The sequence below is a fragment of the Kribbella speibonae genome (assembly GCF_004331375.1).
Lineage (GTDB): Bacteria > Actinomycetota > Actinomycetes > Propionibacteriales > Kribbellaceae > Kribbella > Kribbella sindirgiensis.
This window is the reverse complement of the sequence record NZ_SJKC01000003.1, coordinates 776637-790202: the sequence shown is the minus strand read 5'-3', so window position 1 is coordinate 790202 and position 13566 is coordinate 776637. Positions and strand designations below refer to the sequence as shown.

The window sequence follows — 13566 nt, the reverse complement described above, 5'->3', positions numbered from 1 at the left end:
CGCATGAAACGTTCAGTGGGGTGTGGAGTACTGGCTGTAGCGTTGGTTGCCGGTGTGCTGAGCGTGCCCTCAGGTGCGCACGCTGCTGGTGACCTCACGCTGCGGTCCGCGGAGTTGACGGTCACCGTCGGGGCGGACTTTCCCCGGGTGATCAAGTACGTCGACAACGCCTCCGGGCAGGCCCTCGGGGGTCAGCCGGACGCGATCTCGACGGTCACGATCGACGGGGTGGCCCGCACCGCGCATCTCGCGGCGACGCCGACGGTCGAAGGCGCGCGAGCGTCGTACACGCTGGCCTTCGACGCCCTGCCCGGCGTCGAGCTCGACGCGAGTCTGAGCGTGGCCGGCCGGGTGACGAAGTTCGCGATCGACGCGGTGCGCGACAGCGACACGAGCCGGGTGCACACCATCGACATCCCCGACCACGACCTGGTCTCGGTGGCGAGTACGGACGCCGGCGCTACGACCGCGTTCACCACGCTGGATCCGGATTCGACCCGGACCGCCGACAAGATCACGCCCGTCACCGCGAGCACGCCGGGCGACCCGGCCGCGACCGGTGCGGCGTACGCGTTCGTCAACACCAGCGGTCTCGCGGCGGGCATCGAGTCGAACTCGGTGTACGACAAGCCGTCCGGGCCATCGGTCGATGACGGCGCCCGGTTCTGGCACCGCGCCCGCAAGGCCGCCGACGGCAGTACCCGCGTCGGCGTGTGGAGCGGCCAATGGACGTACCGCGCCGACACGTCGCCGTACACCGAACCGCTCCCGTGGGCGAAGGTCGTCGTCACCCCCGACGCGAACAACGACCACACGGTCGACTGGGAGGACGGCGCGGTCGCGTTCCGCTCGATCATGACCGAGCCGAACGGCGGCGACCAGGTCAAGAACCGGGTGATCACGCACATCCCGTTCAACTTCGCCAGCCAGGCCACGCACCCGTTCCTACGGACCCTCGACGACGTCAAGCGGATCTCGCTGGCAACCGACGGCCTCGGCCAGATGGCGGTCCTCAAGGGGTACGGCGCGGAAGGCCACGACTCCGCCCACCCGGACTACGGGGGCAACTACAACACCCGCGCCGGCGGCCTGACCGACCTGAACACGCTGCTCAAGCAGGGCAAGTCCTGGAACGCCGCGTTCGGCGTCCACGTCAACGCGACCGAGTCCTACCCGGAGGCGAACGCGTTCAGCGAGGAGCTGGTCGACAAGAACGCCAAGGGCTGGAACTGGCTGAACCAGAGCTACTACATCAAGCAGCGCCCGGATCTTGCCTCCGGCAACATCGTGAAGCGGTTCCAGCAGCTCCGCGACGAGACCGACAAGAACCTGCAGGAGCTGTACATCGACGTGTACTACCAGTCGGGCTGGCTCGCCGACGGCCTGTCCCGGCAGCTCGCCGACCAGGGCTGGCAGATCGCCACCGAATGGGCGGACCGGCACGAGCGGACGTCGCTGTGGTCGCACTGGGCCAACGACCTCGACTACGGCGGCGCCACCAACAAGGGCCTGAACTCGCAGATCATCCGGTTCGTCCGGAACCACGAGAAGGACGTCTGGAACAACGACCCGATCCTCGGCCAGACCGCGATCGTCGAGTTCGAGGGCTGGACCGGCGAGACCGACTGGAACGCGTTCTACGCCAACATCTGGCAGCGCAACCTGCCCACGAAGTTCCTGCAGCAGCAGAAGATCCTGGACTGGAACAGCGGCGACATCGCCTTCACCGGCGGCGTCCGCGGCGCGGTCGAGAACGGCAAGCGGGCGGTGTACGTCGGGAACGCGAAGGTGCTCGACGGCGACAAGTACCTGCTGCCGTGGGACAACAACAAGAAGCTGTACCACTACAACCCGGACGGCGGCCGCACCACCTGGCAACTGCCCAGCGCACTCGCCGGGGTCCGCACCTTCACCGCGTACCAACTCACCGACACCGGCCGCGCCAAGCCGACCACCATCCGGGCCAACCACGGCACCATCACCTTGGACGCCATCCCGGGCCGGCCGTACGTGATCTACCCGGTGGCCGCTCCGCAGCCGCGGACCGCCGCCTGGGGTGAAGGCAGCCACCTGAAGGACCCCGGCTTCAACGCCGGCAACCTCCAGGCCTGGGACGCGACCGGCGGCGCGACCATCGCGACCCTCGACAACGGCCAGCACGTGGCCCAGCTCGGCGCGCGTGCGTCCTCCCTCAGCCAGCGGATCACCGGCCTCACCGCCGGTCGCACCTACAGCGCGTCCGCCTGGGTCGAGGTCGAGCCGGGCAAGTCACGGACGACGACGTTGACCGTCGACGGCGTACGCAACCAGGTCATCAGGTCGACCGCGCAGAACATGGTTGCTGCTGACGACAAACACGAGGCGTACTATCAGCGGGCTCGAGTCGTCTTCACCGCCAAGGGAACTACCGCTGACCTGGCAATCGGCGCAGTGGCGTCGGCCGCGAGGGTGCGGGTTGACGACGTGCGGGTGGTTGAGACGATGCGACCGGCGGCGAGGCTCGTGGACGACTTCGAGCACGTGGACCAGGGCTGGGGCCCGTTCGTGAAGGGTGATGCCGGTGGTGTCACGGATCCGCGGACAGTGCTCGCTCCCAAGCATGCGCCGTACACGCAGGCGGGCTGGAACGGGAAGCTGGTCGACGACGTGCTCGACGGCAACTGGTCGCTCAAGTCGCACGAGGAGAACCAAGGGCTGGTCTACCGGACCGCGCCGTGGACGGTGAACTTCCAGCCGGGTCACAAGTACAAGGTCAGCTTCGACTACGAGAGCGGTCGCGCCGGTCAGTACGCGTGGGTCCAGGGCGTCGACCGGCCGGCGTCCGTGGAGGTCAAGGCGACGCCGATCGGCGAGCAGCGGACGAAGGCGACGTTCAACCAGGAGTTCGTGGCCGGTTGCGGCGGCGACTACTGGGTGGGGCTGCGCAAGCTCACCGACGGCGGCGACCAGGCCGACTTCATCATGGACAACTTCGCGGTGACCGATCTCGGTACGACGTCGCAGCCGGCGGACTGCACCTCGGTCGCGGTGTCGGGCCTGACCGGGCTGGTGTCCGGTGAAGCGAACACCGTCACCACAACGTTCACCAACAACGATGTGGTGGCCGCCAGCAACATCACGCTGGGATTGACCGCACCGGACGGCTGGACCGTGACCGCGACCACGCCGGCGACCCACGCAACCGTTGCCGCAGGCACCAGTGTGACGACCACGTGGGACGTCACTCCCCCGGCCGGTACGCCGGAGGGCAAGTACCCGGTGACGGCGACTGGTGGTCAGGCAACGATCAGCGCGGAGGCCACTGTGCTGCCGCCGGGAATCGTTCCGCAGTCCCGGATCAAGGTGGCTGCCGTGAGCAGTGAGGACGTTGCGACGGGCGGGGCCGCGACCATGGCACTGGACGGAAACCCCAGCACGCTGTGGCATTCCGCCTGGTCCGAGGTCAGCACTCCGGCCGGGTACCCGCACTACATGACGCTCGATCTCGGGTCGACGTACCGGGTGAACGGGTTCGGCTACCTGCCCCGGCAGAGTGGCACGAACGGGATGTTCAAGGGGTACGAGATCTACGTGAGCGCGGACGGTCAGGACTGGGGTACGCCGGTTGCGACCGGGCAGTTCCCGAACTCCACCGCCGTACAGCGAGTCGACTTCACCGCCAAGCCCGGCCGGTACGTGAAGTTCGTCGGCACAAGCTCCCTGAACGGAGCGGTCTTCGGATCAGCCGCCGAGTTCAACGTCTACGGCACTCACTGAACAGCAGAAGCGGCGCCACTCCCGCCCCTAGGGAGTGGCGCCGCTTCGCGTTCTACTTGGTGATGGTCACCGAGACCGGTGCGGACGCGGTGTTCGCAGCGACGACGCGGAACTTGTTCACGCCGACCCGGCCACTCTGCACCCACACCGAGTAGGTCGCCCGGCTGGTCACCTTGGTGGTGGCCGGGAAGTTGACCCACTTGCCGTTCTGCAGCCGCTGCACCTGGACGACGGTGTTCTTCGCGATACCGGACGTCTTGCCGGTGAACGAGACCTTCGTCCACGCCTTCGCGGTGGTCTTGTCCGACTTGATCGTGATCGACTTCGCCGCGATCGAAGCGCTCGCCGTGGTCGTGGTGGTGGCGGCGTTGGCCTGCAGGGCTCCGGCGACGCCGAGACCGGCGGCAGCCAGTGCGACACCCGCGAAAGCCGCGGCGGTACGGCGAACGAACTGAGTACGCATGATGTTCTGGTTTCCCCTCGTTTTGTTGGTGTTACGGAGGGGAAGACGCGGTGGCCGACGGAAAGGTTGTGTTACAACACCGTCTCAGGCCCGGCCGGCAGGACCAATCGGGCAAGGGCGCCGCCGCCAGGCGCCTCGCCGAACGTCAGCTCGGCGCCCAGCACCTTGGCGTGCCCGACCGCGATCGTCAGGCCGAGACCGTGCCCGGCGCCGCGTTCGGCCATCCCGGACCGGAACCGACGCGGGCCCTCGGCAATCAGTTCCTCGGGGTAGCCGTTGCCGTGGTCAACGACCTCGACGGTCCGGCCGCAGACCGTCACCTCGACCGGCGGCCGGCCGTGCCGCAACGCGTTGACGATCAGGTTCGCCAGGATCCGCTCGATCCGCCGCGAGTCGGTCGAGACCGTCTCGTCCGGCCCGGTCTGGTGCACGATGACACTGTCCGGCGCGAGCGACTGCTGCATCCGCAACCGCCCCACCGCCGAGCCGACGAACGCGCCGAGTCCGACCAGTTCCAGATCGGCCTGCTCGACCCCCGAGTCGAACCGTGCGATCTCCAGGAGATCCTCGACCAGGCGCCGCAGGACCTTTGCCCGATCGCGCACCAGTTCGCTGGGACGGCCCGGCGGCAGCAGTTCCGCGGCGGTGGTCAGACCCGTCACCGGCGTACGGAGATCGTGGGCGACGTCCGCGGTGAACCGGCGCTCGGCCTCCAGTTGGCCACGCAGCGAGCTGGCCATCGTGTCGAGCGCGGTCGCCAGCGACTGCACCTCGTCCTTGCCCTTGCCAACGGCCTCGGCCGCGGACGCGTCGAGGTCGCCCGCCGCGATCCGCCGGGCGGTGCCCGCGACCGCGACGATCCGTTTGGACAGGCTGCCGGCCAGGATCACGCTGACCAGCGCGACCAGCGCCACCGTGCCGATCCCGCCCAGGATCAGCGCCTGCTGCAACGCCTTCATCGAGTCGTCGGTGCTCTCGTAGTCCTGCTCGATCGAGAGCACCTTGCCGTCCTTGACCGCGACCGCCGCCCACATCTTCGCGTGCGGCGACCCGGTCTTGAACGTGGCCCGCTTACCCTCGAGCACCGCCTCCCGCAACTGCGGCGGCAGCTCCGGATCGTCCACCTTCGCCCCGAACACCGGTACGTCGTTGGTGTCGTAGGACTGCGCCGCGAGCTGGATCCGCTCGTCCGCGAAGCTGCGCGTCCGGTCCAGCCGGGCCGACTGGGCCTGGGTGTAGACCGCGACGCACAGCACCAGGATCGCGAGCGCGGAGACCAGCAGGAAGATGAGACCGAGCTTGCCGCGCAGTCCCATCCGCTAGGCCCTGAGCTTGTACCCGAAGCCGCGGACGGTTTCGATGCGGTCGGCACCGATCTTGGTCCGTAGCCGCTGCAGGTGGACGTCGACCAGCCGGCCGTCGCCACCCCACTCGTAGTCCCAGACCCGTTGCAGCAAGGTCGACCGGCTGAGCACCACACCGGGGTTGTTGGCGAACTCGATCAGGAGCTTGAGCTCGGTCGGCGTCAGCTGGACGGTCTGTCCGCTGCGCCGTACCTCCAGCGCCTCCCGATCCAGCTCGAGGTCACCGAACGACTCCACGCCGGAGCCGGCCGCCGGTGCCGGACGCTCCGGATCGGAGACCGCGCGCCGCATCACCGCCCGCAGCCGTGCCACCAGTACCTGGGTGTCGAACGGTTTGGTCACATAGTCGTCAGCGCCCGCTTCCAGGCCGAGTACGACGTCGAGCGCGTCTCCGCGCGCCGACACCATCACGATCGGGACGGTGCTGGTCTCGCGGATCCGTCGGCACACCGAGATACCGTCCAGCCCGGGCAGCATGATGTCGAGCATCACGACGTCCGGATGGATCTTCTCGAAACGCTCGATCGCTTCCAGGCCGTCCTCGGCCGTGGTCACGTCGTAGCCGTGCCGCTCGAGGGTCAACTGGGTCGCCTCACGGATCACCGCGTCGTCCTCGACCATGAGAATGCGCGCTGCCGGTTCTTCCGGTACCACCGAACTTCAGTCTCCCTACTGGTCCGTCGAGCTCACCTTGATCATCTGCCGCCCGTTCCAACGGTAGACCTCGACCCGCCGGCCGGACGGGCAGCAGACCGGGTCGTCGATCGCGAAGATCTTCGACTCGACCACCAGGTCCCCTTGCGGGCTGGCGTTCACGGTCGGTTGCTCGACATCCAGGTTCCAGATCGGTCGCGGGCCGGTCGGCTCGACGGCGATCAGGAAGATACCGAAGACGAACTTCTCCAGAGTATGGATCAGAACGATCTGCTGAGGTGTACCGCTGTGCAATACATCAACGGTCTTACCCCTGCTGAGGCAACGCGAAATCACGGTGCAATTCACGAGGACTGTCCGCGAGTAGCTCGACAGCCGCTTGTCCGCGAGCAGCCGGGACCGGACTTTGTACAGGTCAACGGCCACTTCCGGGGTGCGCACGGCCTTCGGGGAGGTGGTCCCGGTGCCGAACGCGACCGACGGCGTCGGGGTCTCCGGAGGCGGCGATTCGGGGCCTTCGACGCGCAGACCGCCGCCGTTCCCGCAGGCGGCGAGCGTGATCGTCGCGACCACCGCGGCGACGGCAGGCAGCACGGTACGGCGCCACAGACCCATCGGGCGCCTCCTACCCTGCATCAAGTCCCCCCGCGAATTCGTACACGTCCTCACTTCCATGGTGTCGGCCGGACGTCACATTCGACGGGCATGGACGTCGAGTGGCCTCGACAGTTCTATTGCGGTTCCGTCACAGCCTCGGTCCTTGGCTCACCCGGCAACGACCTTTCCCGGATTCAGCAGGTTCTTCGGGTCCAGCGCGGTCTTGATCGCCCGGTGCACGTCGAGGGCGACCGGCCCGATCTCTTCCGCCAGCCAGGTGCGCTTCAGCACCCCGACCCCGTGCTCGCCGGTGATCGTGCCGCCGAGCTCCAGCCCGATCTCCATCACCCGGTCGAACGCGATCTGCGCCCGCTCCGCCTGCGCCGGATCGGTCTGGTCGAAGACGACCGTCGGGTGCATGTTGCCGTCGCCGGCATGCCCGAGGACGCCGATCGTGATGTCCAGCTCGGCCGACAGGTCCTCGAGCCGGCCGATGAACTCGGCCAGCCGCGAGCGCGGTACGGCGACGTCGTCGATCATCGTCGTACCGAGTTCCTCCAGCGCGGTGAGCGCGACCCGGCGGCCCTCGAGGAGCATCTCGCCCTCGGCGTCGTCCTCGGCCTCGATGCACTCCAGCGCGCCGTGGTCGCGGCACAGCTTGGCCACCGCGGCGACATCGGCCGCGCCCGCCTCGCCGCCCGCGTCGGACTGGGCGATCAGCATCGCGGCGGCCTCGTCGGGCAGGTCCATCCGCTTGTACTTGTTGACGGCCTGGATCGTGGTCCGGTCCATGATCTCCAGCAGGCTCAGCGAGACGCCGCTGCGGATGATCTCCAGGATCGCGTTCCCGGCCTCGACGCCGGAGCCGAACAGCGCCGCCATCGTCTTCGGCTTCGCGGCGGCCGGGCGCAACGCCAGCGTGGCCTCGGTGATGATGCCGAGCGTGCCCTCGCTGCCGACGATCAGTTTCGCCAGGTCGTACCCGGCGACGCCCTTCACGGTCTTCCGCCCGGTCCGCAGGATCCGCCCGTCGGCGAGCACGACCTCCAGGCCGAGCACGTAGTCCGTGGTCACGCCGTACTTCACGCAGCACAGGCCGCCCGAGTTCGTGGACAGGTTGCCGCCGATCGAGCAGAACTCCCAGCTGGACGGGTCCGGCGGGTAGAACAGCCCGTGCTCCCCGACCGCGCGGGACAGCACCGCGTTGTAGACGCCCGGCTGCGTGACGACGTACCGGTCGATGGGCTCGATCGCCAGGATCCGGTCCATCTTCTCCAGCGAGATCACGATGCAGCCGTCGAGCGCGTTGGCGGCGCCGGACAGACCGGACCGCGCGCCCTGCGGCACGATCGGTACGCCGGCCTCGGCCGCGACCCGCACCGCCGCCTGGACGTGCGCGGTCTCCCGGGCCAGCACGACCGCGAGCGGAACCCCGGCCGGGCAGAACATCGCCCGGTCGTACCGGTAGCTCTCCATCCGGTCCGGATCGGTCACCAGCGCCTCGGGCGGCAGTACCTGACGCAGCTGCTCGACAACCTCACTCATACTGCGAGCCTAGTTACTACTCCGCGGTACTGCGCACCCCTTGTCTCACCGAGTGCGCTTGGTGACGTTCTCCGAGATCTCCTCGTAGCCGCCGCCGTAGTTGTGGTACTCGCGGCCGATCGCGGCGAACGTGATGCTGCCGGCGGTCGCCTTGACCTTCGGCGTCCGGCAGGTGCGCTGGCCCTGGATCACCGCGCCGTTGCCGCCGCTGCTGTCGCAGCTGAGCACCCGGCCGTTGTTGCCGCCGCCGTACTGCACCAGGAAGGCGTTGGCCTTCGCGTTGGCCACCAGCGGCGACGCCATGGTGATCTCGGCCCAGTACTGGTAGCAGCTGTCGCGGACGAGCCGGACCGTGCCCCAGCTGGGTGGTTGGTGGTTACGCAGCATCGGCGCCGATGCGATGGACCTCGCGCCCGAGCAACTGGCAGCCGTGGCCGCCTCGGCCGGGAGGGCGGACAACGCGAACGCGCCCACGCCGGCCAGGCCGGCGGTGCTGAGCAGAATGCCCAGTGTCTTCATGACGAAACCCTTCCTGAGTGCACGCCCCGACGCCCACTCAGGAAGGCACACTACGCGAACGGAGCCTGCCCGGACAGTCATTCCGGTAATCGGACGGCGACACGCCGTATGCAGTTGCTACCGGCAAGGTTCTGGGCGTCGGTTACCCGCTTAACCGGCTCCTAGAGGTTGCCGCGGCGCTCTTGTTCGCGCTCGATCGCCTCGAAGAGCGCCTTGAAGTTGCCCTTGCCGAAGCCGAGTGAGCCGTGCCGCTCGATCAGTTCGTAGAACACCGTCGGGCGGTCGCCGATCGGCGCGGTGAAGATCTGCAGCAGGTAGCCGTCCTCGTCGCGGTCGACCAGGATGCCGCGCGACTGCAACTCCTCGATCGGCACCCGCACCTCGCCGATCCGGGCGCGCAGCTCCGGGTCCTGGTAGTAGGAGTCCGGCGTGTTCAGGAACTCGACGCCGTTGGCCCGCATGATGTCGACGGTGCGCAGGATGTCGTTGGTCGCGAGCGCGATGTGCTGGGCGCCGGCGCCGTCGTAGAACTCCAGGAACTCGTCGATCTGCGACTTCTTCTTCGCCACCGCCGGCTCGTTCAGCGGGAACTTCACCCGGTGGTTGCCGTTGGCGACGACCTTGCTCATCAGCGCCGAGTAGTCGGTGGCGATGTCGTCGCCGATGAACTCCGCCATGTTCACGAAGCCCATCACCTTGTTGTAGAAGGCAACCCACTCGTCCATCTTGCCGAGCTCGACGTTGCCGACCACGTGGTCGACGGCCTGGAACAGCCGCTTCGGGTGCCCCTCGGGGCGGGTGACCTTGGTGGTCGCCGCGACGAAGCCGGGCAGGTACGGGCCGTCGTACTTGCTGCGGTCGATCAGGGTGTGCCGCGTGTCGCCGTACGCCGCGATCGCCGCGCGCCGGATCGTGCCGTGCTCGTCGGAGACGTCGTTCGGCTCCTCGAGGACGACGGCGCCGACCTTGCGGGCGTGCGCGATGCACTTGTCGACGTCCGGGACCTCGAGGGCGAGGTCGGCGACGCCGTCACCGTGCTTGCGGTGGTGGTCGAGCAGCGTGCTCTTCGGGCTGACGCCACCGGAGATCACGAACCGGGCGGAGCCGGCCTTGAGGACGTACGACTTGCTGTCCTTGAAGCCGGTCTCGGGGCCGGAGTACGCGACCAGGTCCATCCCGAACGCGAGCTGGTACCACTTCGCGGTCTGGGTGGCGTTGCCGACCACGAACACCACCGCGTCCATGGCGGTGACCGGGAACGGGTCGGTGCTCTCGTCGTACGGCACCAGGCCGACGAGCTGCTTCAGCTGGTCGAGGTCGAGATCGGCGTCGAGCTCTGCGGGCGTGAGGTCGGTGCTGGTCATGGGGCCTCCCGGGTCGGTTTCGTGCAGCCGAGCCTGGTGGGTGGGGGCAGGTTGCGCAACAGTTCCTTGTTTCGCTGGACAAGCTGTGCAGTATGCTGCAGATGTTGCTGGACTATTTGGTCAGTCTGACCATCGCGAGAGGTTGGCCATGACGGTCGATGCGCTGGATGCCCGGATCCTGGGGTTGTTCGCGGCCGAGCCGCGGGTCGGCGTACTGGAGGCGTCGCGCCGACTGGGGGTCGCGCGCGGGACCGTGCAGGCGCGATTGGACCGGTTGCAGCGTGACGGGGTGGTGCGCGGGTGGGGGCCGGACATCGACACGAGCGCGATCGGGTACCCGGTGACGGCGTTCGCGACGCTGCAGATCGAGCAGGGCTCAGGTCACACCACGGTCGCCGAGGCGCTCGCCCGCATCCCCGAAGTCCTCGAGGTCCACACCATCACCGGCGCCGAGGACCTCTGGTGCCGCATAGTCGCCCGCTCGAACGCCGACCTCCAACGCGTCATCGACCAGGTAGTCATCGTCCGAGGCATCCAACGAGCCTCCACCGTCATCGCCCTCGCCGAACAAATCCCCCACCGCGTCCTCCCCCTGGTAGAAGCCGCCAGCAGCTAGGCGAGGCGTTTGGCTACTTCTACTGCGGCTCGGGCTACTCGGGGGCCTACGAAGTCTCGGTCGAGTTTGCCCAGGACTACTACGCCGATGGAGGCTTCGACGCCGGGGACGCCCAGGACTGGTGAGGAGACGCCTTGGGCGCCGGCCTGGAGTTCGCCGGAGGTGACGACGAAGGGGCGGCCGGCGGGGTCGGGCTTGCGGCGGCCGGCGAGGATCGCCTTGCCGGCGGCGCCTTGGTCCAGCGAATGCCTCGAACCCATCCGGTACGAGACGTGGTAGTCGGTCCAGCTCGGCTCGACGACCGCGATCGCGAGCGCCTCCTCACCGTCCGCGACCGTGAGATGCGCCGTCGCGCCGGTGTCCTCGGCGAGCGAGCGCAGGACCGGCAGCGCGGCGTCACGCAGCGTCGGCTGCACGCGCCTGCTGTAGTGCAGTACGGCGAGACCGAGCCGGGCCCGCCCCTCGCTGTCACGACGCACCAGCCGGTGCAGCTCGAGCGTGTTCACCAGCCGGTACACGACCGTACGACTCACGCCGAGCGCCGCGGCGAGCTCGGTAATGGACAGCCCGTCCGGGGCGTCCGCCAGCAACTCGAGGACGGTCAGCCCCCGGTCGAGCGTCTGCGAGGTCTCGGCGGGCACCTAGAAAGAGTATCCGTTATTCGGGCGCGGCCCGATGGCCCCGTATCTTGCTGCCGTGCGAAATTACTGGTCGCTGCTTCCAGCCATCGTCGTGATCGTCGTCCTGATCCTGGTCTATGCCGTTCCGACGATCATCAATCCGCAATGGACGAGCACGATCACGGCCCTGTTCCGCACCACCTCGGTCCCGGCCGACGCGACCCCGGAGGAGGCCCGCCGGGCGGCCGGCATCCTCGGCCCGCAGCAGCTGAAGTCCCGCCGGATGCTGGCGATCGCGATGGTCGTCGGCGCGGTCGCGCTGATCGGCTTCAACATCTCGTTGAACCGCGAGGCGGTCGGCTGCTACAAGGCCGCCCGCGCGTTCGGGGCGATCGACGGCCCGGACACCAAGGATCCGTGTATCGACATGATCTACGGCACCTTCATCGGCGACGGCTCGCGGCCGCCCAACGAGAAGACCCAGCAGCCGGTGAAGTACTACCAGCGGGTGGACGGGAAGAAGCCGAAGTACCTCAAGTGGATCCAGAACGCCCCCAAGTACGACGAGGCGGACCTCCTGTTCGGCACCGTCGGCAAGTGCGCGTCGGACCTCAGCGTCCAGCAACTCGACGACAAGATCATGGTGGTCGTCGACACCGACTCGCCCTGCCCGGAGGACAGCAACATGTCGATCACCCCGATCAAGCTGAAGAAGCCGCTCGGCGACCGCAAGATCGTGACCCTCGACGACGAGCCGGTGACCGAGATCCACCCGGACATGGACTCCTGGTTCACGGTCGTGAAGAAGCTGGCGACCGGAGGCTAGGAACCAAGGTCAGCTGAGCGCCCGCGTCTGCGAGTCGTAGACCCGGAACGGCCGGTTCCGCGCCAGCAGGATCAGCAGCCCGGTCACGCACACCGCGGCGCCGCCGAGCAACGCGACGGTCGGGGTGGTCAGCGACGCCGTCGTACCCGCGACGAAGTCACCGAGCCGCGGCCCGCCGGCGACGACCACGATGAACACCCCCTGCAGCCGCCCGCGCATCGCGTCCGGCGCCGCGGACTGCAGCACCGTGTTCCGGTACGCCGAACTGACCATGTCGGCCGCCCCGGACAGGGCGAGCAGCGCGACGCCCAGCCAGATCGTCCGGGACAGCCCGAACAGCCCGACGGCAGCGGCGTACGCCGTGATCGCCAGCACGATCGCCACGCCCTGACGGCGTACGCGGGTCACCCACCCGGAGAAGATCACGCCGATCAGCGCCCCGATGGCCGGCGCGGCCTGCAGCAGGCCGACGGTCCGCACGCCGCCGCCGAAGAACGCGCCCGCCACGGCCGGGAACAGCGCCCGGGGCTGGGCGAACACCATCGCGAGGATGTCCGCGAGGAACGTCGCCAGCAACGCCGGCGCGGCGCGCAGGAACGTGAACCCCTCAAGCACCGAGCGCAGCCCGGCCCGCCGTACGGCGCCGGTCGGTGGCACCGGTGGTAGCCGGAACAGCGCGTACAGCGCCGCGGTGAACGTGATCACGTCGACCAGGTACGCCGCCGCGAAGCCGTGCCAGGCGATCACCGCCGCACCGAGCAGCGGTCCGGCGGTGAACCCCAGGTTGAACGCGGCCTGGCTGAGCGTGTTCGCGGCCGGCAGCAGTTCGGGCCGGATCAGCCGCGGGATGATCGCGGACCGGGCCGGGTTGTTGACCGCGAAGCATGCCGACTGACAGGCCACCACGGCGTACAGCACGGAGACCTGTGCCCAGTCGAGGTGCGACTGCAGTACCAGGACCATCGAGAGCAGCCACAGTCCCGCCGACGAGACGAGAGCGAGCGTACGGCGGTCGATCGCGTCGGCCATCGCGCCGCCGTACAACCCGAAGACGATCAGCGGGACCAGCGAGCACAGACCGACCAGCCCGACCGCGAACGTCGAGTGCGTCAGCGCGTACACCTGGATCGAGACCGTCACCGCGGTCATCTGCTGCCCGAGCTGCGACACCGTCGAGCCGACCCACAACCTCCGGAAGTCGGCGGACTCACGCAGCGGGCGGATGTCGGTGAGCAGACGCAC

General features: G+C 68.5%; 12 protein-coding genes. 3 read left to right on the top strand and 9 right to left on the bottom strand.

Features of this window, described 5'->3' with window-relative positions:
* Positions 1–3 precede the first annotated feature (3 nt).
* The gene (locus E0H92_RS25080; RefSeq protein WP_131497900.1) at positions 4–3756 is read left to right on the top strand and encodes an endo-alpha-N-acetylgalactosaminidase family protein; all 3753 of its coding nucleotides are present in this window, start codon (positions 4–6) and stop codon (positions 3754–3756) included.
* 52 nt (positions 3757–3808) lie between these two features.
* On the opposite strand, the gene E0H92_RS25075 is transcribed toward E0H92_RS25080, so the two are convergent.
* The 7 genes from E0H92_RS25075 to hppD form a co-directional block, all read right to left on the bottom strand.
* Entirely contained in the window at positions 3809–4219 is a 411-nt protein-coding gene (locus E0H92_RS25075) for a hypothetical protein (RefSeq protein WP_131459861.1), read from the bottom strand.
* A 71-nt stretch (positions 4220–4290) separates the two neighbouring features.
* Entirely contained in the window at positions 4291–5535 is a 1245-nt protein-coding gene (locus E0H92_RS25070; RefSeq protein ID WP_131293691.1) for a HAMP domain-containing sensor histidine kinase, read from the bottom strand.
* Positions 5536–5538: 3 nt separating this feature from the next.
* On the bottom strand, positions 5539–6237 hold the full coding sequence (gene cseB, locus E0H92_RS25065) for a two-component system response regulator CseB (RefSeq protein WP_131293492.1): 699 nt from the start codon (positions 6235–6237) through the stop codon (positions 5539–5541).
* A 15-nt stretch (positions 6238–6252) separates the two neighbouring features.
* Positions 6253–6852, bottom strand: coding sequence for a hypothetical protein (locus tag E0H92_RS25060; protein WP_131459863.1), 600 nt, complete (start codon positions 6850–6852; stop codon positions 6253–6255).
* 150 nt (positions 6853–7002) lie between these two features.
* On the bottom strand, positions 7003–8379 hold the full coding sequence (locus E0H92_RS25055) for an FAD-binding oxidoreductase (RefSeq protein ID WP_131293490.1): 1377 nt from the start codon (positions 8377–8379) through the stop codon (positions 7003–7005).
* Positions 8380–8424: 45 nt separating this feature from the next.
* A complete protein-coding gene (locus E0H92_RS25050; protein WP_131293489.1) occupies positions 8425–8898 on the bottom strand; it encodes a DUF2690 domain-containing protein in 474 nt (157 codons plus the stop codon).
* 161 nt (positions 8899–9059) lie between these two features.
* On the bottom strand, positions 9060–10262 hold the full coding sequence (hppD, locus tag E0H92_RS25045; protein WP_131459864.1) for a 4-hydroxyphenylpyruvate dioxygenase: 1203 nt from the start codon (positions 10260–10262) through the stop codon (positions 9060–9062).
* Positions 10263–10410: 148 nt separating this feature from the next.
* Between hppD and E0H92_RS25040 the strand changes: the two genes are divergently transcribed.
* The gene (locus E0H92_RS25040; RefSeq protein WP_130382013.1) at positions 10411–10878 is read left to right on the top strand and encodes an Lrp/AsnC family transcriptional regulator; all 468 of its coding nucleotides are present in this window, start codon (positions 10411–10413) and stop codon (positions 10876–10878) included.
* On the opposite strand, the gene E0H92_RS25035 is transcribed toward E0H92_RS25040, so the two are convergent.
* Entirely contained in the window at positions 10875–11519 is a 645-nt protein-coding gene (locus E0H92_RS25035; protein WP_130382015.1) for an IclR family transcriptional regulator, read from the bottom strand. The two genes, E0H92_RS25040 and E0H92_RS25035, sit on opposite strands and share 4 nt — an antisense overlap.
* A gap of 55 nt (positions 11520–11574) precedes the next feature.
* Between E0H92_RS25035 and E0H92_RS25030 the strand changes: the two genes are divergently transcribed.
* Positions 11575–12324 (top strand): hypothetical protein, encoded by a 750-nt coding sequence (locus E0H92_RS25030; protein WP_238152482.1) that lies wholly within the window; start codon positions 11575–11577, stop codon positions 12322–12324.
* Positions 12325–12333: 9 nt separating this feature from the next.
* On the opposite strand, the gene E0H92_RS25025 is transcribed toward E0H92_RS25030, so the two are convergent.
* The gene (locus E0H92_RS25025; RefSeq protein ID WP_131459867.1) at positions 12334–13566 is read right to left on the bottom strand and encodes an MFS transporter; all 1233 of its coding nucleotides are present in this window, start codon (positions 13564–13566) and stop codon (positions 12334–12336) included.